Below are 20968 nucleotides of genomic sequence, written 5' to 3' on the forward strand. Positions count from 1 at the left end.
GGCGCCCACCGAGTTATACACCAATCCGCCAACCCTCTTCCCCTCCCCGACGCTCTTCCGATCTGCGCTGCGCGCGTTGGTTGCGCTCCCGCTCCGCGGGAGCGCTGGTGACCCGCTGCGCGGGTCACGCACCTCCGACGCTGCGCTTCGGAGGTGACGGCCCGTCCGCTGCGCTTCCGGACCTGGCCCCCTGCTGCACACGGCCTGAACGGCCTTCCGCTTCGCTCCAGGCCGGGTTGGGCGGGTCCGCTGCGCTCCCCCGCCCAACGGCCCTTCCGGCTGCGCCTCCAGGACCGTTGGGACCCGCTGGCGCGGGCCCGGCTGGCTACGAGGGTGGGGTCGCTCGTTCGTGTGGGTTCCAGTGTACCGAGTGCATCACGTGATGCAGCATGTACCATTGGTGGAAGCACGAGACACCCCTTAACCATCAGATAACCTTCCTGGAAATTCCGAGAGGAACGATCGCAGATGACCGGTCCCCACGAATCTGCGGACTCGATCCGTGCTGAGCGGCGATTCTGTGCGCCGGGTGGCGCAGTATCAGACGGCGGGCCTGAACGCCCGGTTGAAGGTTTCGCGCGTCTGGAGCCGCAGGGCGTGCCGGCGAGCGAGGCGGACGACCTGGTGGCCGCGCTGGGGGCCCGGGCGGTCGCTGGGGGCACAGCGCGAGGTGGTCGAGCTGCACGCGTTAGCGCCGGCCTCAGGGTCCGCGGTTCGCGGTTCGCGGACGGCTGGGACGAGGGCGTGACGGTCGTGAGTTGGGCAGGGTTGGCCAGCACCCGGATTCGAACCGGGGTTTCCGCATCGGGGCGAACCCGATGCGGTGTCCTGGGCCGCTAGACGACGCGTGGCCGCACACAGCGTATCCGCACTCCTGCCCACAACGCCCCTCCTCTTGTAGGGGATGTTCCGCTCACACCCCCGCACACCACGGCCCGCCGCCAGGTACTGGAGGTGCTGGGCAAGGCCGGCGGGCTGTGCACCGCGCGGACGCGAAACGCAGACGAGGACGTCATCGTCTGCACGCTCGACACCGGGCACTACGACCCGGACGACAAGCCGTCCTTCAAAGACGGAAAGCACGGCGGGTGGCACAAGGCAGACGGGGTGATCTGGAAGGACCTTGGTGCAGCCTGCATTCCGCACGCGACCGTCTGAAAGACATCAGGGACAAGTATTAGGGAGGGCTTGAAAATGTTTTTGGTTCCGCTCAAGGAACACCAGGTCGACCAGAAGTTTAGATTCCGTAACTGGGTTGGATTTCCTGCAAGATCGCCCATTCCTCCGGAGGGGGCGCGTGCGATGGGGGTGTCTGCGACCGGGTCCGGTAAGACGATCACCACCGCTACGTGCGCGCTGGAGTACTTCCCGGGCGGGCGGATCCTGGTGATGGTGCCCACGCTGGACCTGATCGTGCAGAGTGCCCAGTCATGGCGGCGGGTTGGGCACCGCGCGCCGATGGTCGCGGTCTGCTCGGTGGACAAGGACGAGGTCCTGGAGCAGCTCGGAGTGCGCACCACCACCAACCCGATCCAGCTCGCCCTGTGGGCGGGGTCCGGGCCGGTCGTCGTGTTCGCCACGTACGCCTCTCTCGTGGACCGTGAGGACCCGGCCGATGTCTCTGGGCGTGGGACTGTTCCTGGGCCGTTGGAATCGGCTCTGGCGGGCGGGGAGCGGCTGTACGGGCAGCGGATGGCTCCGTTTGACCTGGCCATTCTGGACGAGGGGCACATGACAGCCGGGGACATGGGGCGGCCGTGGGCGGCGATCCATGACAACAGTCGGATCCCTGTCGACTTTCGGCTCTACCTGACCGCGACCCCGCGGATCCTCGCCGCGCCCCGGCCGCAGCGGGGCCGGGACGGGCGGGAGGTGGTGGTCGCGTCGATGGAGGACGACTCCAGCACCTACGGCACCCGGATTTTTGATCTCGGTCTGGCGGAGGCGGTGGAACGCTCGATCCTTGCGGGGTTCGAGATCGACGTGCTGGAGATCCGCGACCCGGACCCGATCCTGGGCCTGTCCGAGGACGCCCTGCGTGGCCGGCGCATGGCCCTGCTCCAGGCGGCGCTGCTGGAGCACGCGGCGCAGCAGAATCTGCACACCACCATGGTGTTCCACCAGCGGGTGGAGGAAGCCGCGGCGTTCGCCGGGCAGATGCCGCGCACCGCCGCCGAGCTGTATACCGCTGAGGCCTCCGCGGCGGCGCTGGCCGGTGCGGAGGAGCTGCCCGCATCGTCGATCGACGCTGAGCTGTACGAGCTGGAGGAGGGCCGTCATGTGCCTGCGGACCGGGTGTGGGCGGACTGGCTGTGCGGAGACCATCCCATCGCGCACCGGCGTGCGGTGATCCACCGGTTCGCCAACGGCATCGACGCCCAAAACCGGCGGGTGCACCGGGCGTTCCTCTCCTCAGTACGCGCCCTCGGGGTCGGGGTCGACATCACCGGACTGCGCGGGGTCGAGGCCGTGTGCATCGTCGGCTCGCGCAGCTCCCAGGTCGACGTCGTCCAGAACATTGGACGGGCCCTGCGCCCCAACCCCGACGGCCGGGCCAAGACCGCACGGATCATCATCCCCGTCTTCCTCCAGCCCGGGGAGGACCCGAAAGACATGATCGCCTCGGCCAGCTACCAGCCCCTGGTCGACATCCTCCAAGCCCTGCGCTCGCACTCGGAACGCATGGTCGACCAGCTCGCCTCCCGCGCCCTGACCCGCGGCACCGAACGGCGGCGCATCCACGTCCGCCCCTCCCCCGCCCCCGCGGCTGGCCCGGAGAACGGGGACATGCCCGCGGAGACCAGCCAGACGCAGCAGGAGGTCGACCGGGTCACCTCCATCGTGGTCAACTTCGCCTCCCCCCGCGACGCCGCCGATATCGCCGCCCTCACCCGCTGCCGCGTCATCCGGCCCGAATCCCTCGTCTGGCTCGAGGGCTACCAGGCCCTGATCCGCTGGCGCACCGAGAACAAGATCACCGGCCTTCACGCAGTGCCGTACGACACCGAAACCGCGGTCGGCGTGACGAAGGACTATCCCCTGGGCCGGTGGATCCACCAGCAGCGCAAGGCGCTGCGAGCCGGTGAACTCGACCCCCACCGCAAGACGCTGCTCGACGAGGCCGGAATGGTGTGGGAACCAGGCGACGAAGCATGGGAGAACAAACTCGCCGCGCTCCGCTCCTACCACCGCGCCACCGGACACCTCGCACCCCGCCAAGACGCAGTCTGGGGCGAGGGCCAGGCGATGCTGCCCATCGGGCAGCACCTGGCCAACCTCCGACGGAAGGGACAGAAGAACGGCCTGGGCAAGGACCCGGAACGGGCCACCGTGCGCGCGGAGCAGCTGGCGGCGATCGACCCGGACTGGGACTGCCCCTGGCCGCTGGACTGGCAACGCCACTACAAGGTGCTCGCGGACCTGGTCGACGCCGACGGCAGCCTGCCCGACATCCAGCCCGGCGTGCTCTTCGACGGCGACGACATCGGACGATGGCTGACGCGGCAACGCGAACCTCACACCTGGGCGCAGCTCTCCGCCGAGCAGCAAGGACGGCTGACCAGGCTGGGCGTACAGCCCACTGAGGCCCCTGCTCCCGCCCCAGCGGCCACGCGTGTGACGAAGGGGTTGGGTAAGGCGCAGCAAGCGTTCCAGCGCGGCCTCGCGGCCCTCGCGCTATGGGTCGAGCGGGAAGGCCAACGGCCTGTACCGAGGGGGCACGCCGAGAAGATCTCGGTCGACGGCGAGACGGAGCCCGTGGCCGTCAAGCTCGGCGTGTGGATCTCGAACACCCGCGCGAGGCGCGACAAGCTCACCCCGGAGCAGCTGGACGCGCTGCGCAGGCTGGGGGTGCAGTGGGCGTGACACCGGTTGCCGTCGGTCGTTGAGCTGGGCGGTCAAGCGAAGAGTGCAGAGAGGCCCTGGGTGTGATCGCCCAGGGCCTCTTGGTGTCGATCGGGGGAGTCGCGAGTTCGCTGTTCAGATCTGTCCATTAGCCCCACAGGCGTTGGGAGGGTTTCACCATGAACATCGTTGAGAACGTCGCGTCTGGGCTCCTCGTCGCACTGGCTGTCTGGGGTGCCCGGCGGGTCCGGCTCGAATGGCGCCGTCGTCGCACCGCTCGCACTCGACGTAACCCCGCAGCCCGCTGACACAGCGAATCCGCACGAGAGAAGGGCAAGGGCGATATGGGACGCCTCGGAGTTATCGAACGGCCGGATCTGCCATCCGGTGCTCGCCGAGATCTCAACCAGGAACTTCACCTGTTGCATCGCCGGGCCGGGCTGCCCAGTGTCCGGGAGTTGGCCGAGGCGATCGGCAAGAGTCCCAGTGGGGTCCACAATGCGTTCCGGCTGGCGAAGGTGCCCGAACAGCGTCTGACGATGGCGATCGTCGACTGGCTGACGTTGCAGGTCCGCGACTGGGGGGCGGGCATCAGCCAGGCGACTGGTATCGAGAAGGCCCTCCGTCGGTTCGAACGGCTGTGGTATCAGGCCAAGCGCGAGGAGGAGGCGCTTGCCGTCCAGAGGGAGCCGCCTCGCATGTCCGACGCCACTCGGAGGCTGCTGTTCGCGCTCAGCCCGGAGTGCTCTATGTCCCACCCGACCCGGCAGCTCCCTCAGCCCCACGACATCGTCGTCCTGGAGGACCCCGCCGCGGGGAGGACCCCGGCGTTCCTCCGTAAGACCGGCCTGAGGCCGGAGGCCCCCAACCCCTGGCATCTGATCCACCTGTGCCGCAGCTGCCGGCGCCGCCGCGAAGCCGGTGAACTCACCGAAGCAGAACTCCGTGCGGCCCGCTTCGCTCTGGACCGGCGCCCGGGCGCGGCCCGGCACTACGCCGCCTACCACGACCAAGTGCTCCTCGGCGCCGAGGAGGCCATCGACATGAACGTCTTGGGGCGGGTCCAAGTGATCATCATGGCCGATCCGGAGGTGGCAGCACCCCCGTACACCCTCAATCATGGAGAGCTTGTGGTCGACCGCTTCCGCGGTTCCTTGGACTGGGGAGACCACCCGTGTGAAGACGAGCACTAGCACCAGCGGTCTCCCGGACGCTCGTCCCGGAAGCCGCCGGTCTGCGCCAGCACCGCACGGGTGTCAGAAGGATGTGCTGAGCGCGGCAAAGAGCGTCTCGAACCGGTTCAGGGGCACATACCCGACCTGCCCGTCCAGCACTATCGGAGCCGTGCCAGGACTCGCTGCAGGTCGTTTCGGTCGAACGCGTGGCCGGAGGCGAGCAGCGTCCGGGTGTAGGAGTCCAGAGCAGAGATGAGCTCTTCCGAGAACCCCACTGCTGCGGGTAGATCCCAGGCATGGGTGAGCAGCTTGTCGAGACTGCTGGGGTCCACCGGCGGCCGGTGGGTGTAGATCTCCCAGGACGGGACGTCTTTGAGCCCGCCTCGCTCGGAGCGTGGGACCTTATGGTTTCCCGCTCGTTCCAGAGCTCGCAGCACCGCCAGTTCCGATGCGGTTGTCATGTCCAGTGCTGTCGCCATCGCAGTCGGTCCATTCACTCAGATGCAGTGTCAGCAGCGCCCCTCAGGCGCTGCTGTCCTGGTTGCTACCGGCACGACGCTAGGCAATGGGTTGGCAAGGACGGGCGGGTTGCACCGAACTCTGACTCGATCGAGTGGACGGGCCTTCGCCCTGCGCCGTACTCGCCCCCGCCCCGGCAGCCGCCCGTACGGCAAAGGGGCCAAGCAAAGCCCAAGCGGCGTTCCCGCGGGGCCTGGCAGCCCTCACACAATGGAAGGAGCGGGAAGCGACCGGCCGGTGCCAAGAGGCGCGGTCGTCGAGATAACGGCGGCCCACGACAAAGCCGAGCCGGCGCCGGTGAAACTCGGCGTGTGGATCTCGAACACCAAATCGAGAAGGGCCAATTGGACACCGACCAACAGTGGGCGGCCGGTGCTCACTGCCCGTCTCGGGGTGGGAAGAACCCTTGGCGCTCCGAGCCGTCCACGCTGAATGCGTGGACGGTGGCACGCCCCCTGATGCTCTCTGGCGGTGTGGGGTTCTCGATCACGATGACCTGGCCCGGGGGATTCTCCAGGAGGTCGCGGTAGAAGTTCTCGGCGACGTCGGCGGTCATCAGCTCGGGACGGTCTTCATGCGGGTCTTCAGGCCGGCGGTAGGTGAGAACCGGCGTGTCGAGCACGACGAAGCCTGGGTGGATCAGGTCGCGGCCTGTGTTCAGACGCGCGAGTGATACTGCGAAGGCGGCATGGAGGATGGACCGCATGCCCCTGCCGCGGCTCTTTCGCGGCTGCCTGTCAACGGAGAGCTCTGCAGTCGTCGGGTCGTAGAGGACGTGGTTGTTTCCCGGAACGTGCCAGGCTTCCAAGGTCTCATGGATCACGCGCTCGAAGTCGGCGACGTCGGCGGCGGGAATGCCGTCAGGACGGGCAGCCGGCAGAACAGGAGCCACGGTGGACAGCGATGCCTTGAGGTCTTCGAGCTGCTCGATCTGAGCATGCAGGGCAAGCTCGCTTTCGACCCGTGAACGGGCGTTCAGCAGCTCGGTGGCGTCCGTGTCGACCGGCTGCATCCGTTGATCCAGTGCGCGGAGCTCCACAGCGTTGCGCGTGAGCTGTTCGTCGCGGGCGGCGCGGGCCGACTCTAGGTCTGCTGCCTGCTCTTCCAGGTCTTCGATCACGAGGAGCAGATCGCTGAGCAGGTCCGTTGTCTTGCGCGTCTCCGCAGATACAGACGCTGCCAGCTGGGTGCTCTCGGCGACGTGGTGCTCCGGGTGCTGGTGCTGAGGCTCGGCGCCGCAGAAGACGCAGGTCCCGGTCTGGAAATAGCCCAGGAGGGTTCCGGCTTCACCGACCATCTGGAGCCGGGCCAGGTCCGACTCGTACTGCTCCTTCAGCAGAGCGAATCGCGCCAGCAGCTGCTGGACCTCGGCGGCCCGCTGCTGGGCCGCGAGGTCGATCTCTTCCAGGCCCCGGCGGTCGCGCAGAAGGCTGGTGCGAACCTCAGCAAGCTCGACGGCGGCGGCGGTCACCTCGCCGAGGGCCGCTTGCAGGCGGCCAAGCCGCTCCCGCAGTTGCGACTGGTTCACCTCCATCGTGAGCTTCCCGCGGTTCTCGTCGATCAGGTGGTCGATGACCGCGATTTTGCCCTTGCCGAACTGCTTCTCCAGATTGCTGGGCGCGGCAGGGCGCTCCGGCTCCTCCTGTCCGCTGAGGAGGAGTTTGAAGACCGACTTCTCCCTGGTCTCGTTCTGGGGCATACGGGTGCCGAGCACGGGGGGCCTCTGGTCGGCCATGCGCGTGTCGTTAACGACGGCCAGGCGGGCCAAATCCCGGAAGTTGAGCGGCAACGTCTTGCCGCTCGAGTTCTGGAGAACCCTTCGGCCGTCGATCCCCAGCACGGTCAACAGGTAGCGGGAGATGTTCTTCTTCGACTTGGCGTTGTGCTGGTACCCCAGGGTCTCGTCGGCCGGCTCGGATGGCACGTCCCGGAGGTCGCGGTTGAACACCTCGATGGTGTCGCCGCCCACGGCGCGGGACAGGGTCAGGCTGTGGCCGTCGCTCACGCGCAGGCCTAGGAGGATGCGGGTGTAGCCATCGTCCTCCGGAATTGACTTGAGTTCGCTGGCGCCCAACATGTAGTCCACGGCCTCTTCGACGTAGGACTTACCTGTGTCGGAGGCTCCGTAGATAACCGTTAGTCCGGGGCTGAAGTCCACCGCCGCCGGGGGCTTGTCCATGCCGAGGAAGGTCAGGTGTACGAGCGTCAGCCTGTTCACAGGACGTCCTCTCCTCCCAGGTCGGCGGTGCTCACGTGGATGCGGCCAGACCAGCGCTGGGTGATCTGCTTCATGCCCTCGCGGACGTCCGTTCCTTCATGCATGTAGGTGCTGGTGAGCCAGTCGGCCCGTTCGATGAGCTGGCCGACGTAGGGGGACTCCAGGGCGCTGAGAAAGCTCGCGGCCTCATCTGTGGCCCCGTACATGAAGCCGTCTTCGATGGCGGTCATGTCGGCGAGGCCGGCGCGCAGCAGGACCATGAGTCCCTGCTCGATGAGATGGCGGCGCAGGCCGAGCTCGCCGGGGCCGGCTGGGAGGTCGGGGTGGAGGCTGGCCGGGCCGTGGTCAAGGTCGCCGCTGTGGAGCATTGCGTGGTCCAGGTAGACGAGCTGGGCGACGTCCAGGCGGTGGGGGAAGGTCTCTGACAGGAGGACCAGAGCGCGCATCCCGGCCTCCACGGGGCTGTTGAGGGGGGTCACGGAGTCTCCTCTTTGCACCAGGTCAGCCGGTCGTCGTTGGCCAGACGATGACACATGCCCTTGAGGTCGATGACCTTCACCACGGGGGCGAGGATGTTCGCCGGGTTCGGTGTGTGGGCGACGGCCGCGTCCAGCACGGCTTCCAGCCGTGCGTAGCCACTGGCATGGTCGCGGTCTTCGATTTCGATCACGGCGTCGTACAGGTCAGTCTCGATCGCGGTGTAGGTCGCTTCCGGGACGCTCTCCTGCGCGAAACGCCACAGCGACTCGGCGTGGAAGAAGGCGGCACGCTGGCGGAAAAGGTGGCCGCTGACCTTCGCGTGGTCGCGGGCCTGTTGAAGCGTCTCCAAGACGATGCCGTGCTTCGCGTTGTAGGCGTCCAGTAGCTTGCGGACGTAGACGGCTTCGTGGGGTGCCTGGTCAGGTGGGGCCGGGTCGGCGGCGGGGCGCTGCTTGAGCGGTTGCGGGAAGCGCCTTACGTGGTGGGGGGTCGCAGCGTGCAGTTCGAGAATCTCTTCGAGGTTCCTGGCTTCGAACATCGAGAAGTCCGTCGCCTGCGCCAGCGCGCCTACAGCTGTGCGTATCTCCGGGCTGAGCTTGGGCTTGGTCCCGAGCTTGGAGTCCTTGTCGTTCCACGCCGCGAAGAACTCATCCTTCAGCTGGGGCGGGTTGAGCAAGAGTCGTTCGAGTCCCGTGCCGATCTTTGGTGCGACAAAGATGTAGCGCGTGGGCAACTCGTACGTGCCGAGGATCTTCGCGACGAAGATCTTGACCATCTCCGGGAAGGCGTCTGATTGCCCGAGCGGCTTGAGGTAGTGCTTGCACTGGTAGCAGTGCCACTCGCCCGCGGTGCCTTGCTCGGAGAGACAGGCTGCGACGTCCGCTCCGCGGTCGCCGGCCCCGCCCATCCGCTGCACCCGGACATAGGGACGACCAGACCATGCACCGAACTGGTGGACCCACTCGACGGTGAAGTCCTCCCAGTCGTCAGCGTCGTAGATGTACTGCAGGTACACCTGAGGCGTGGGCAAGGGAGCGCTCTGGGTCGGCGGGGCGAGCACGACGACCTCTGGCGATTTGGGCTCGGGAAAGCCCTCGAATACCGGCCGGGCTCCGTCCCTACCCGGCTCAAGCGCCCCCGCCACACTCCACCCCCATCCCTACTGCCACGCAAGATCACGCACCGTAGTGATATCACTCCAGATGGCCTGCCAGGAAGCCCACAGCAGATCTCGTGAAGATGTCAGCGCGGCGCCCGCCCGTCGCCTGGCAGGCCGGGCTGTTCAGCGGTAGAGGCTTCAGCAGCCGTAGCGGGTTAGCCGCTTGCGCATCTTGGCGGCACCAAACCCACCCGGCCGACACCGGGGGCAGGCCACGGCCGCGGGACAGCGGACGGAAGGACGCGGGCGGCGGCCACCGGCCTCCCCGCGCCCCGGGCTTCCGGCGCACCCGCGCAGACCGGCTGCCTGCCGGAGCGCGGCGAAAGGATGGGAGGGGGCGGGAGCCGAGGGCGAACGCGCCGAAGGCCGGCACCGCAGGGGTGCCGACCGGGCGCTGGGCGGGCGCGGGCCAACGCGCTCGCCGGAATTCCTGCGGTTCGGGCTTGCGACCAGTCGCCGTCAGGAGGACACCGCCTCATCGAGCCGATGTCGTCGCTGCGCACTCTGCACTGACGGGGGGACGGGCCGCAACCGGGCGGGGACGAATACTGGGCCCCGCCGGCCATCCCCGGGCCTGCGGGCGGGGGCAACAACCTGTGGCCAGCTGCCCGACGAGGGCGCGCCCACCGCCAGGGCGCGGACCCTCCGCGGTCGGCGGGCTCGCCCGGTGCCCGGTGTCGGCGGGAAACTCGCCAGCCGGCAGGGGAACATCTGTTGGGCCGTCAACCGACATACCGGATGTAAGGGTTGGGCGGGTCGGGCGCGGGGCGGGCCGTTCTGGAAGGGTGTGCATCGCGCAGCCCGCCGCGTGGCAGGGCCAACTGCCGCAGGGCTGCGCCTGCTTGCGACCACGTCCACCCACCCGTGTGTCCCCGGCCATCCGTGCCGGGGACCCGGGCCCGCCCGAGGGAGACCCGACCCCCCGTGAACCAGCTGCCGCACCCCCGCACGCCCGCCGACGCCCCCGCCACCGCGGCGTCCGGGCGCTGGAGCCCCACGCATGCCCTGATCCTGCTCATCGCGTTCCTCGCGACCGGCACCCTGCTCTTCCGCGAGGGCACGGCGATCGGCGAGATCCTCGCCCTGCTCGGCGGATGCGGGGCCATCGGCGCCGCGACCCTCGCGCTCGCCGGCGGCGGCCGGCGCCTGGTCGCCGTCCTCTTCGAGGCCGCCGTGCGCTCCGGCGCTGGGATGTAGGCCGGCGTGCCCGCTCCCACCGGCGGCGCCCGGCCGCCCTACACCGACCTCGCGGCCCACCTGAAGGCCCTGCGGACCGCGGCGCGGCTCACCCAGCGCGACCTCGCACACGCCGCGGCCGTCTCCCGCGGCACCGTCCAGAACGCCGAGACCGGCGCCGCGGCCCCCTCCCCCGGGGTCCTCGACGCCCTCCTCGACGCCTGCCGGGCCGACGAAGGAGCCCGCCGCCAGGCACACCGGCTGCGCACGTACGGCCGCGCCGCCACCCGTCGGCGGGACCGGGGCCGCCCGCCCGCGCCGGCGCCCGTCAACGTCCGCTCCCGCAGCGACCTCGCCGACGTCCTCGCCGAGATCTACGACAAAGCCGGCGCGCCCTCACACGCCGCCTTCACCCGGCCCGGCCCCGGCCTGGCCCCCATCCCCCGCACCACCCTCTACAACATCACCGCCCGCCGCCGGCTCCCCGCGACCGAGGAACAGCTCGACACCTACCTCACCATCTGCCGCGTCCGGCGCACCGACCACGCCCACCTCCACGCCGCCTGGCAGCGCCACCACGACCCCCACCACCCGCCGCCCCCCACCCACCCCCGCAGAGCCCCGGCCCGCACCACCGTCATCCACCACCCGAGGATCAGCACCACGCTCACCGGCCTGTTCGACCTCATGACCCCCGACGAGCTCGAAACCGCCCTCGCGTACGGCGCAGCCCACGTCATCGACACCGAGATGCGCCGCAACGGCGCCTCCCGGGGGGCCCGCCGCTCCCTGCACGCCATCGAGCAGATCGCGCGCGACGTCCTCGCTAACGCGACCCGCGGTCGCACCCGCCGACCTGACGACGAGCCCCCGATCACACACCCCCACCCCCTCACCGAACGCAGCCTGGGCCCCGTCGTGCGGTGGAGCCCGGGGAACGTCTGGCTCGCCCTGCGCGCCGAGCGTGAAAACGTCGAACGCCACCTGCACGACCGCGACCAACCCCCCGGCACCGACCAGCACCCCTCTCGGCGGCTCTCCCGCGAGAGCACCCGTCCCAGGGGCGGGACGACGGACACCAGCAACAACTGAGCGGCCGACAGGCGACGTCCGGACACGCGGCATCACACGTGGAGCGACGCGGCGGCGGCCGGGCACGACGGCCGAAGGCCCCCCGGCGCGGATCCGCCACGGCCAGCATCACGGCCAGCACGAGGTGACCGGACGGGACTCCCCAAGGGCCGATGCCATGCTGAGCACAGCCCGGCGGCGCCCGGCCGGTGCCGGTGCCGCCGCCGGGCCGGACACATCCCCACCAGCCCCCGGCACCCTGCCCACTCCCGGGCCGGGGTCACGGCGGACGGGACAGCCTCTCACCTGGGGTTCGGACCAGAGCACCGTCAGCCGCCGACCTCGGGCGGCAGCGGCGGGCTGGACCGGCAACACCGCGGTCCACCGAGCAGCGGCCGGCGCCGGTCCACGCAACTGGGGCACGGCGCGGTGATGGGTTGCCCACGAAGACGCGCAGCGCCCCCGCCTGAATCGGCAAGGGCGCTGCATGAGGCAGAGGTGACAGGAATCGAACCTGCGGCATCCGGTTTTGGAGGCCGACGCTCTGGCCATCTGAGCTACACCCCTTTCGGCAGCCATCTCCCGCACCGCCTCACCGCCGCACCGTCGACGCGCGAATACCTCAACCCGGGCTTCGCACAGTCTCGTTGGGCTGCTGGTTCACCTGATCCGGTGAACTCCGCCGCTTCGGATCGCCGCTGTGTCCACGGCAGTGGCAGGTTCTGTGATGCACGTCGGTGGCTCATCATCGGCATCCGCCTCATGCCGCCGTCGGCGGAGCAGGAGCAAGCTGCGAGAGGTCCAGGCGCAACCAAGGCGCTGTTGGGACTGATCGTTCTTCGGACGCTGGCAGGTGGACCGTACGGGGCGAGGAACCGCCGCACACCCCACGGGTGTCGGCCTGATTCCTTGCCAGCACGAGGCTTCGGCACTCGGGCGCGTGACAACGCTCCCGATGGTCGGGAGCTTCTGTGCTCGCCCGGGATGCCCGGGTGGAAGGACGACACCATGACCGTGAAACGGTCCGATGACATCTACCCGCAGATCGGCAACGCCCTCTGGGGCGATCGCCTCGCGGACGCGATCGAGAACACCTGCGCGGACCACGGAGTCGTGCCGCCTCCGCGGCAGGCAATCCTCGAGGGTCTGGCCGCAGCGCTCCCGGACACCGAGATCAAGGCCCTGATTGCCACCCTGCGCGGCAGGAGGGTCCTTAAGCCCAACGCCTACCGGCTCGTGCAGGCCGGTGACGAGCAGGTGCTGCTGCTGACCTGCGATGTTCACGGCGCCGCAGTGGTCCCGTGGGACCTCAACGACCGGACCGCCGTCTGCTGGTCGTCGCCCGCGCCGGAGGCCAGCCAGCGCGTCAAGGACCTCGTCACCGCCGAGCTGGCGCTCCAGGACGCCACGAAGAGCGCGAAGTCTGCCGAGAAGGAGCGGGAGGCCCTGCGCCGGGCGCCTGGGGACGACACGTACGCGCCGCAGGCGCTGGCTGCAGCCACGCAGAAGCACCAGGACGCCGTCCGCCACGTGCACCAGCTCGAGAGCGAGAAGCACGCTCTCCTCTCCGCTCTCGGTCACCGGCGGCCGCGCCCGGTCGTCCGCGCCGTGCAGGAGGACGGACAGCCGAAAGCGGCGCTCTCCCTGGCCGAGCAGCCCTACGCGGTGGCCGTCCACATGCAGCGGTACGCCGCCGCCAACCTGGAGCGCGCCGGGAAGACCCGCGGTTACGACCTGGCCGAATCCCTAGCGGACACGGGCCAGCTCTCCAAGGGAATGAACGTCCTGCAGCAGTGGCAGATCACCCACGCCGACGGCACGGTGTCCAAGCCGTGGCGGCTGGCCGCCGTGACCGGGAACAACCGTGCGCTGGCCCGCCTCAACGTCTTCCGGGTGCGTCCGGAGCACCTGGTCACGGGCATGCCCCAGTCCCTCGTGCCCATGCCGAAGGACAAGAAGGACGGCCCCGAGCCGCTGCTACTGAGCTTGCGGGAGATCCTGAACCGGCTCTCCGCCCGGCTCAACCGGGACGGTGCGAAGCCGGAAACGGAAGCGACCGACCCATCGCTCAGAGCGGCGAAGATCGCCACGGTGTCTGCGGAGATCGTGATCGGCTGCACCAAGCCCGAGGCCCTGGAACACGTCCTGCGGGCCCTGAACGTCAACGACCACCTGCGCGGCATCCAGCCCTACGACGAGGACGCACGGCTGATCGCCCTGTTCGCAACGCTCGTCGACGCCTACGCCAGGGAGTCCCTCCTCGCGGACGCGCTCGCCGAGGCGTTCCCCGACGCGCGCGCCGCGGACCTCCTCGATCTGACGGGGGTGCGCGACGCGCTGACGGTCAACGGGCCGCTCGATCCGCTGGAGCCGCTCGTGCCCACGGGCGCCGACGTCTCCCCGGTCGTGCTGCGCGACATCGCGGTGCGCGCCATCACCGCGCTGGTGTTCCCCGGGATCCCGCCCGAGACCCCGCAGAAGACGAACGTGCGCACCGTCCGTGACACCGGGCGGTTCTGGCCGGTCGTCAGGGGGACGCTGCAGGAGCCAGCGTGGAGCCAGATCCGGGCGAAGGCGGCCGAGGGGCGCACGCGTCTGTGGTCCGCCGCCGTCGCGCAGCTGTTCGTGCGCCGGGGCAACATCCTCTCCGCCCTCGGTCTCTTCAGTCCCACAGAGGCCAGGGAAGGCGCCGGGCAGGATCCGAGGCCGCTCTCGGAACTGCTCCTGGGGGCGGAGGCCGGTGACGCGGCCGCCTGGGCCGCCCTGGTCCAGCGGATGGCGCCGGCGCTGATCCACGCTCCGCAGCCGTTCATCACCCCCGGCCAGGGCAGTGAGGCGGGCGCCGGGCGCAAGGGCGTGCGGCGCGCCCCCAAGAGCGCCCTCGCCGCCTTGACGCTGGCGTACACGGCGGGCGCGCCGGGCGTCAGCCGGGCCCTTCTCCTCGCGTTCGCGAAGGCCGTGCTGGAGCACCCGGACGCGCTGCGGCCTCCCGAGCCGGACGACGGTACGCCCCTGCTCTGCTACGGCGAGCAGCACTGGGCCGAGGCGGACCGGACGGCGATCACCGCGGGGATGGTGATCGCTCCGGATGCCGAGGGCCGGCCCACCCGCTACGTCGCTGACAAGGCGTGGTTCGACGAGTTGTTCCCCGTCGCCCTCGGTACCCCGGCGTCGGCCGCGTCCGGAAGCCCCACCAACGCGCCTGCGGTCGCGGGGAACACTGCGGGCGCCAGTGCCGTGACCACCACGCACGGCGAGGCGGCTGCCGACCCCCGCGACCAGTTGGCCGCGCTGCGTCGGGAGCTGCCAGCACGGGTGGAGCTCGTCGAGGGGAGTTACCTGAAGGCGGTGGACGCCGCCCACATCCTGATGACTGACTTCGAGGAGGCACACCGCCTGCGCGTCCAGCTCGGGGAGGAGCCGCTCCCGGCCGAGCAGCGGATCGAGTGGATGGAAAAGCTCGCGAAGGCACGGGCCGCCGCACAGGCCAGCGTGACGACGCTCGAACAGGTGGAAGCGCTGATCCTGAAGGTCTGACCGGCCGGATCGGGTACGGGCGGGCCCTCGATGCGATCGGGGCCCGCCCTCCTCGAAACAGGCTGTGGGTATTCGAACGTGCACAGTGTCGTGAGCATCGGCTGGGGCGCCCCATGGAGTGCCGCACTGCCAGGGCGGACCGTCCATGGCCCGAGGTACCCAGTCTTTCAAGGGCTTCTGTTCTCTTCTCGGATCATGCGTCGGAGGCTGGTGCGTGCTGCGCCCAGGTCTGCCTCGAGGCTCGTCACCCGGCTGTGGAGTGCGTGGTTGTCTTCGGTTGCCTGGCGGAGCGTGTCTTGCAGTCGCTGGTTGTCTCGGGTGAGGTGGTCAACGCGTTCGGTCAGATCCTTGGTGCCGAGGGCGTCGAGTTGCTGTCCGAGCTGGTGCCGAAGGGCGTGCCGCATTCGCTCTTTCTCTTCCCGGAGGTCTCGGACCTCCTGCCTGGCCAGTTCGAGTTCCGTGCGCAGCGTCGCGTTGGGGGTTCGGGTGTCTGCGGGGCGGGTGGCCTTGGGCTGCTGGCGCTGCTGGGAGGCTTCGATGTGTTCGCGGATGCCTGCGGTGTAGGTGAGCCAGGTGGAGACGCCGGCGGTGCGGGCGACCGCGGTGTGAGTGATCTTTTTGCCCTGTTGTTCCAGAGTGGTGAGGGCGGTGAGGGCGCGCTGGCGTTTGTCGAGGCTGTCGCGGCGGCGAGCCTGGGCGAGGGTGTGCGCGTTTCCGCGGGGGTTCATGCCGTATCCGTCCTCGTGATCACGGTGAGGGGCAGGAGGGCGTGGGTGCCGGCGCGGGCCTTGCGCAGGATGGCGCTGGCTTCCTCGATTTCCTCGCGTTCGGCGGCGGGGAGGGAGGCGAGTTGTCGGCGCATGCGGTCGGTGACCTGCTCGAAGGCGCTGATCTGTGCGGTGAGTGCGGTGATGACGAATTCGGCGGCTTCCATCGCCTGGGCCGTCTCGCGGTCCGCGCGTAGTTCGTTGATGTGCTGTTCGATCGCTGTGAGGTAGGAGGGGTCGGGGCGGTAGTAGCCGCAGCCCGCGCATTGGAAGCGGATGGGGCAGGAGCTGCCGCCGGCTTTGACGTTGCTGGGTTCGGTGCAGCCGCCGTAGGGGACGGCGACGGAGCGCAGTTCGTATGCGGACTCGGAGCAGGGGCTGGGTCGGCCGTGGTTGTCGACGACGTGTGCGGAGAGTTTGGTGACGGCGTCGCGTTTTCGTTTGAGGGAGACGGTGTAGTAGCGCTGGGTGGTGCTGACGGACTTGTGGTCCATCAGTTCGCGCAGGACGTCGAGGGGGGTTCCGGCGTCTGCGTGGCGTTGTGCGTAGGAGTGGCGGAAGGCGTAGGCGTAGATGAGGGCTCGGTCGAAGGGCAGGGGGTTGCCGTGCGGGTCGGCGCCTTCGCCGTGGAGGTGGGGGATGGAGTCGACCCAGTGGCGCAGGGTTTCGCCGAGGTAGCTGGTGTGCAGGTAGGGGCGGGTGGCGAGGTGGGTCAGGGCGGGGAAGAGGAAGGGTGTCCCGGCGGGCGGGAGGGTGGGCTGGAGGTGGTCGCGGCGAGCTCTCCAGGTACGGATGGCTTCGGCGGTGGATGCGGTGATGGGCAGGCGCCGGCGGTGACGGCGGGTCTTGTGGTTGTTCCAGACCAGGGAGATCTGGTCGTTGCGGGTCTCCAGGCAGTCCAAGGGCAGGGAGAGGACTTCCAGCGGTCGTCGCCCGGTGTCCCTGAGCAGGATGTACAGAGTGCGGTACATCAGTTGCAGGTCTGCGGGGGCGAGGGTGCGTTGGCCTCGGGCCTTGCCCTGTCCGAGGAGGTCGAGGTGGGCGTCGAGCTGGCGGATCACCGGCTCGGGGATGGCTTTGCCGATCTCGTCCTCGTTGGCTTCCTCTTGTGCGATCCGGTGGGTTGCAGGGTCGCGGACGAAGGCGGCTGAGAGGTTTTCGGTGGTCCCGGAGCGCCGGCTGTAGTCGATCAGGGCGAAGAAGTGGCTGGCGATGGACATCCGGTAGTTCCAGCCGGCGGGTTCGCCGTTCAGTTTGAGCGCGGTGCGGAACGCCTCGACCACAGCGGTGACGTCGTCGTAGCGCAGCCGTGCGGGGTCGTTGGTGCCCGGGCGGGGCGCGAGGGCCCGGGAAGCGAGCTCCACCCCGCGCAGTGTGCGGCCGAACTCGTCCGCTCCGGGGCGCTGCTGGATCGTCCAGGTCCGCAGCAGATCGCGCAGCCAGCGTTGCCGGATCGTGCGCAGGTCGACGGACTTGGGGGTTCTGATGCCCGCCGGTGTGCGGGACCGCTGGCCCAGTGCCCGCAGGTCCAGGATGTCGTCCTTGGCCGGTGCTGTTCCTGTGTACTCGGCATGGGCGGCCTGGACCGCGGTGCGGACGCGGGTGAGAAGCCTGAGTACGGCGACGGTGGAGCGCGGGCACATCTGCTCGTCGGAGATGGCGCTGACGAGTGTGGTGGTGCCGGCCAGGTCGCGGACCATGCGGCGGACCTGAGCAGGCTCGAAGACCCGCAACCAGGGTTCTGCCTGCTGCAGGCCGTAAAGGACCTCAAGGCGCAGCAGCTCGGGCAGAGGGAGAAGGCTGAACTGGTGCGGGGCGAGGTATGGGGGCTGCTGCGCTGCCCACGGGGCTACCGGGGCGTCGGGGTGGGAGCGGCGGTGTTCGCGGAAGTGCTTCGCGTGGTGACGGCACAGGCCCCGGCCGTACAGACCCGGAAGTGGGCAGGCGGGCGCCGGGCATGCAGGGGTGTCGGTGTAGGGGGCTGCGGTGTCTTCCCACCGGCCGGGGTGCTTGCGGTTGGTGTGGGTCTTCCACTGGGTGTAGTGCGTGAGGCACAACTGCTTGCAGTGGCGTGGGCGGACACAGCGCTGCCCGTCCTTGCTGAAGCCGCACTGGTCCGGTACCCCGCCGAAGGTCACCCGGTTGCGTTCGGGCACGAAGGTGCGGGCGAACTCATCGGCCGGCTGGGACGACGTCTTCTGGTGCTCCCTACAGAAGGGGCAGAAGATCCCTGCCGGGGAGACCACGGTGTCGCACACGTTCGTGCGGCACAGCGACACCGAGCTCCGGGGCTCATGGACGCTGCCGGTGAACAGCCAGCAGTCCGGCTGCCACTCGGTGGGCCGCCAGGCAGAGTCCAGGCGGGCCGTCAGCCACGGCCCCCACCCCTCTTGGCCGGAGTCCGGCGGGACAGCAGTGCGCGGTGCGGGTACCAGTGCGGTCACGGAGGGGAGGCTCACGGGCGTTCCTTGAGGGAGTCGACGTGCTCGACGGCTGCGCGTGCTTCGGCGTCGTCGACATGGCGGTAGCGCTCCATCGACAGTGGTGAGGCGTGGCCCAGCAGCCGCTGCACCACATCCCGGTCGACTCCGTCGCGCAGCCATCGGGTCGCCGCCGAGTGGCGCAGCATGTGCGGGCGGCACGCATGCCCCGCGGTACGGGCCAGGCGGTCGAACATTTCCTTGGTGTTCGGGTACGACATGGCGCCGCCCAGCGGCGGGCGGAACAGGTTCACGAAGACCATCTCCGACTCTGCGGCCTGGTCCACCCGGTCCCGCTCGTACTGGTAGTCCGTGTACAGCGCGACCAGGTCGGCGGTGACCGGCACCATGCGGGAGAAACGGGACTTCGCCAAGGCCCGGTTGGGGTTGTCGGTGCGGCGGCGGACATGCACGTGCGGGCCCTCGACCCCACAGCCCACCGCGCGCGAGGAGGCCAGCAGATGCATATCACCACGGTGCAGACCGAGCGCCTCGCCGATCCGCAGCCCCGCACAGGCCAGCAGCGCCACCAGGAAACGGTCCCGCGCTCTCGGGGCGATGGCGATCATGTGGCGGATCTGCTCGTCGCTGAGGTCCTCGTAGCCCGGTTCGGCGATCCTGAAGCGGAACGAGGCCGCCTGCACCTCGCGCCGCTGGCCGAACTCGCCCGTGTCGTAGCCGGGTGGAGTGAAACGCAGCAGCTTCGGCTCCGACAGCAGCCCGGTCGTGGAGGCCGGCACCCAGCCGTGCGTAGCACCGAAGCGGAGGAACTCCGCCACCGCTGTCATCACCGCGTTCGCCGTCGCCCGAGAACGAAACCGAACCGGCCCCGGCCGGGCCTCACCGCGGCGGGACAGCAAAGGCGCCTCGACGAGCCACTGCTGCAGTCCGGCAAGCCCGAGGAAGCCCGGCGTCATCCAGTTCAGGCGCCGCATCAGGCAGTAGTTCAAATAGAGGGCGACTCTTCCGGCGTAGACCCGCTCAGTATTCGGCGAGCAGTCCCGGGCCCGCAGCGAAGCAAGATAGGCCACCGCCTCGGTCTGCAGACCGTAAGTCCGGGAATCGACCACCACCCACCGGGTCACGCCCGTTACCGGAGAGACAGCCCGCTCACCTACGTAGATCCGTTCCACGTGCCGAACGTAACCACCACTCCCCCAACTCCACCCTGGAGTTCACCCGACACCATCCCCGCAGGTGACAACCCAAACAAACATCCCTCACACCCGAACCACCCCTAGATAAAGGGCCTCCGCTCGCATGATGATCGACTTGTTGAGCAGCTCGCTTCCCGTGCGCTCACGAGCGGCAAGCGTAAGGTCCACGTTCGGCGTGACGAGGACGGGCAGATCGTCGGGGCCGGCGGCACGGGCGACGGCCAGGACCAGGAGGACGACGACACCCAGGCCGCCGCCGAAGGCGCCCTCCTCCACTTCTCCAGCCCACGCGACGCGGCGACCATCGCGGCGTTCCTGCGGACCCGGGTCTACCGGCCGGAATCGCTGGTGTGGCTGGAGGGCTACCAGGCCCTGATCCGCTGGCGAGCGGAGAACGGGATCACCGGAGTGCACGCCGTGCCCTACGAGGCCGAGGTCGAAGTGGGGGTCACGAAGTCGTTTCCGCTGGGTAGATGGGTACATCAACAGCGCAAGGCGCTGCGGGCCGGGGAGCTGGAAGAGCGGCGCAAAACCCTCCTGGACGCGCCGGAGGCCGGGATGGTGTGGGAGCCGGGCGAGGAAGCATGGGAGAACAAGCTCGCCGTGCTCCGCTCCTACTGGCGGACCATGGGACACCTCGCGCCCCGCCAGGACGCGGTGTGGGGCGAGGGCGAAGCGATGGTGCCGATTGGACAGCACCTCGCCAACCTCCGACGCAAGGGCGGCCTCGGCAAGGACCCGGACCGGGCTGAGGAGCGCGCGCAGCAGCTGGCGGCGGTCGATGAGGACTGGGACTGCGCGTGGCCGCTGGACTGGCAGCGCCACTACCGCGTCCTCGCCGACCTCGTCGACGCCGACGGCCACCTGCCGGCCATCGAACCAGGTGTCGTCTTCGAGGGCGACGACATCGGACGCTGGCTACAGCGGCAGAAGAACCCGGGCACTTGGGCGCAGCTGTCGACCGAGCAGCAGGAACGACTGACCAAGCTGGGCGTGGAGCCCGCCGAACGACCCGCCCCCGTCCCAGCATCCGAGGGCGCTGGGAAGGCGTCAGCCTTCCAGCGCGGTCTGGCAGCCCTGGCTCAGTACATTGCGCGGGAAGGAAGAACTGTTGTCGGAAGGGCGCACGTTGAAAAGCTGCCGGACGGTTCGCTGATCAGGCTGGGTGTGTTTCTGAGCAACCACAAGGCCAGACGTGACCGCCTGGATGCTCAGCAGCGAGCAGCCTTCGTCAAGCTCGGCTACGCCTGGGCCGCAGATCCCGAACACGGCTGATGGCGGTCGCGCGCCCCCGTGGTCACGGACGCCCGGGCAAAGCCGGCGGGCGGGCCTGCGGCTGGCGCGCCCGGTTGGCTTGTTATGCCCATTACCGGATGAGCCGATAAG

At 69.4% G+C, this 20968-nt stretch carries 13 protein-coding genes, 2 tRNA genes and 1 pseudogene; 7 read left to right on the top strand and 9 right to left on the bottom strand.

Translation table 11 applies throughout. The features are described 5' to 3' along the window. Nucleotides 1-769: 769 nt before the first annotated feature. Nucleotides 770-853: transfer RNA gene (locus ABT001_RS32950), tRNA-OTHER, on the bottom strand. A gap of 101 nt (nt 854-954) precedes the next feature. Here ABT001_RS32950 and ABT001_RS32955 point away from each other — a divergent pair. From ABT001_RS32955 to ABT001_RS32965, 3 genes are all read left to right on the top strand, one after another. Continuing rightward, nucleotides 955-1158, top strand: coding sequence for a hypothetical protein (locus tag ABT001_RS32955; protein ID WP_344571559.1), 204 nt, complete (start codon nt 955-957; stop codon nt 1156-1158). 36 nt (nt 1159-1194) lie between these two features. Next, complete coding sequence (locus tag ABT001_RS32960) at nt 1195-3864, top strand: DEAD/DEAH box helicase (RefSeq protein WP_351285081.1); 2670 nt, start codon at nt 1195-1197, stop codon at nt 3862-3864. A gap of 401 nt (nt 3865-4265) precedes the next feature. Next, nucleotides 4266-5036, top strand: coding sequence for a hypothetical protein (locus ABT001_RS32965; protein WP_031045311.1), 771 nt, complete (start codon nt 4266-4268; stop codon nt 5034-5036). Between the two features lie 140 nt (nt 5037-5176). Here ABT001_RS32965 and ABT001_RS32970 read toward each other — a convergent pair whose 3' ends face one another. The 4 genes from ABT001_RS32970 to ABT001_RS32985 form a co-directional block, all read right to left on the bottom strand. Next, nucleotides 5177-5479, bottom strand: coding sequence for a hypothetical protein (locus tag ABT001_RS32970; protein ID WP_351285082.1), 303 nt, complete (start codon nt 5477-5479; stop codon nt 5177-5179). Nucleotides 5480-5913: 434 nt separating this feature from the next. Next, nucleotides 5914-7755 (bottom strand): coiled-coil domain-containing protein, encoded by a 1842-nt coding sequence (locus ABT001_RS32975; RefSeq protein ID WP_351285084.1) that lies wholly within the window; start codon nt 7753-7755, stop codon nt 5914-5916. Next, the gene (locus ABT001_RS32980; RefSeq protein WP_107060758.1) at nt 7752-8234 is read right to left on the bottom strand and encodes an ABC-three component system middle component 2; all 483 of its coding nucleotides are present in this window, start codon (nt 8232-8234) and stop codon (nt 7752-7754) included. Before ABT001_RS32980 ends, ABT001_RS32975 begins: the two co-directional genes overlap by 4 nt. After that, on the bottom strand, nt 8231-9379 hold the full coding sequence (locus tag ABT001_RS32985; RefSeq protein ID WP_031045318.1) for an ABC-three component system protein: 1149 nt from the start codon (nt 9377-9379) through the stop codon (nt 8231-8233). Before ABT001_RS32985 ends, ABT001_RS32980 begins: the two co-directional genes overlap by 4 nt. Before the next feature lie 939 nt (nt 9380-10318). On the opposite strand from ABT001_RS32985, the gene ABT001_RS32990 reads away from it, so the two are divergent. Next, complete coding sequence (locus ABT001_RS32990; protein ID WP_031045320.1) at nt 10319-10591, top strand: hypothetical protein; 273 nt, start codon at nt 10319-10321, stop codon at nt 10589-10591. Between the two features lie 6 nt (nt 10592-10597). Next, nucleotides 10598-11662, top strand: coding sequence for a helix-turn-helix domain-containing protein (locus ABT001_RS32995; protein ID WP_224326588.1), 1065 nt, complete (start codon nt 10598-10600; stop codon nt 11660-11662). 472 nt (nt 11663-12134) lie between these two features. Here the strand turns inward: ABT001_RS32995 and ABT001_RS33000 are convergent. Beyond that, a tRNA-Trp gene (locus ABT001_RS33000) sits at nt 12135-12208 on the bottom strand. Between the two features lie 441 nt (nt 12209-12649). Here ABT001_RS33000 and ABT001_RS33005 point away from each other — a divergent pair. Beyond that, a complete protein-coding gene (locus ABT001_RS33005; protein ID WP_157852410.1) occupies nt 12650-15178 on the top strand; it encodes a hypothetical protein in 2529 nt (842 codons plus the stop codon). A gap of 167 nt (nt 15179-15345) precedes the next feature. Here the strand turns inward: ABT001_RS33005 and ABT001_RS33010 are convergent, their stop codons facing one another. The 3 genes from ABT001_RS33010 to ABT001_RS33020 are packed head-to-tail and all read right to left on the bottom strand — an operon-like array spanning nt 15346 to nt 19510. Next, nucleotides 15346-15906 carry a DUF6262 family protein gene (locus ABT001_RS33010; RefSeq protein WP_031048340.1) on the bottom strand — a complete coding sequence of 187 codons (561 nt, stop codon included), beginning with the start codon at nt 15904-15906 and terminating at the stop codon, nt 15346-15348. Next, nucleotides 15903-18404 (bottom strand): tyrosine-type recombinase/integrase, encoded by a 2502-nt coding sequence (locus ABT001_RS33015; protein ID WP_351285086.1) that lies wholly within the window; start codon nt 18402-18404, stop codon nt 15903-15905. The genes ABT001_RS33010 and ABT001_RS33015 overlap by 4 nt, the downstream gene beginning before the upstream one ends. Next, nucleotides 18401-19510, bottom strand: coding sequence for a tyrosine-type recombinase/integrase (locus tag ABT001_RS33020; RefSeq protein ID WP_031048345.1), 1110 nt, complete (start codon nt 19508-19510; stop codon nt 18401-18403). The genes ABT001_RS33015 and ABT001_RS33020 overlap by 4 nt, the downstream gene beginning before the upstream one ends. A gap of 156 nt (nt 19511-19666) precedes the next feature. Between ABT001_RS33020 and ABT001_RS33025 the strand changes: the two are divergent. Beyond that, nucleotides 19667-20857, top strand: a pseudogene (locus ABT001_RS33025) (helicase associated domain-containing protein); the annotation flags it as partial. Nucleotides 20858-20968 lie beyond the last annotated feature (111 nt).

The organism is Streptomyces sp. NPDC002793 (assembly GCF_040295485.1).
Taxonomy (GTDB): Bacteria; Actinomycetota; Actinomycetes; order Streptomycetales; family Streptomycetaceae; genus Streptomyces.

Excerpts from the sequence above, each read along its gene's own strand:
- ABT001_RS32960 (WP_351285081.1), top strand. The coding sequence starts at position 1,195 with ATGTTTTTGGTTCCGCTCAAGGAACACCAGGTCGACCAGAAGTTTAGA.
- ABT001_RS32970 (WP_351285082.1), bottom strand. The coding sequence starts at position 5,479 with ATGACAACCGCATCGGAACTGGCGGTGCTGCGAGCTCTGGAACGAGCG.
- ABT001_RS33005 (WP_157852410.1), top strand. The coding sequence starts at position 12,650 with ATGACCGTGAAACGGTCCGATGACATCTACCCGCAGATCGGCAACGCC.
- ABT001_RS33010 (WP_031048340.1), bottom strand. The coding sequence starts at position 15,906 with ATGAACCCCCGCGGAAACGCGCACACCCTCGCCCAGGCTCGCCGCCGC.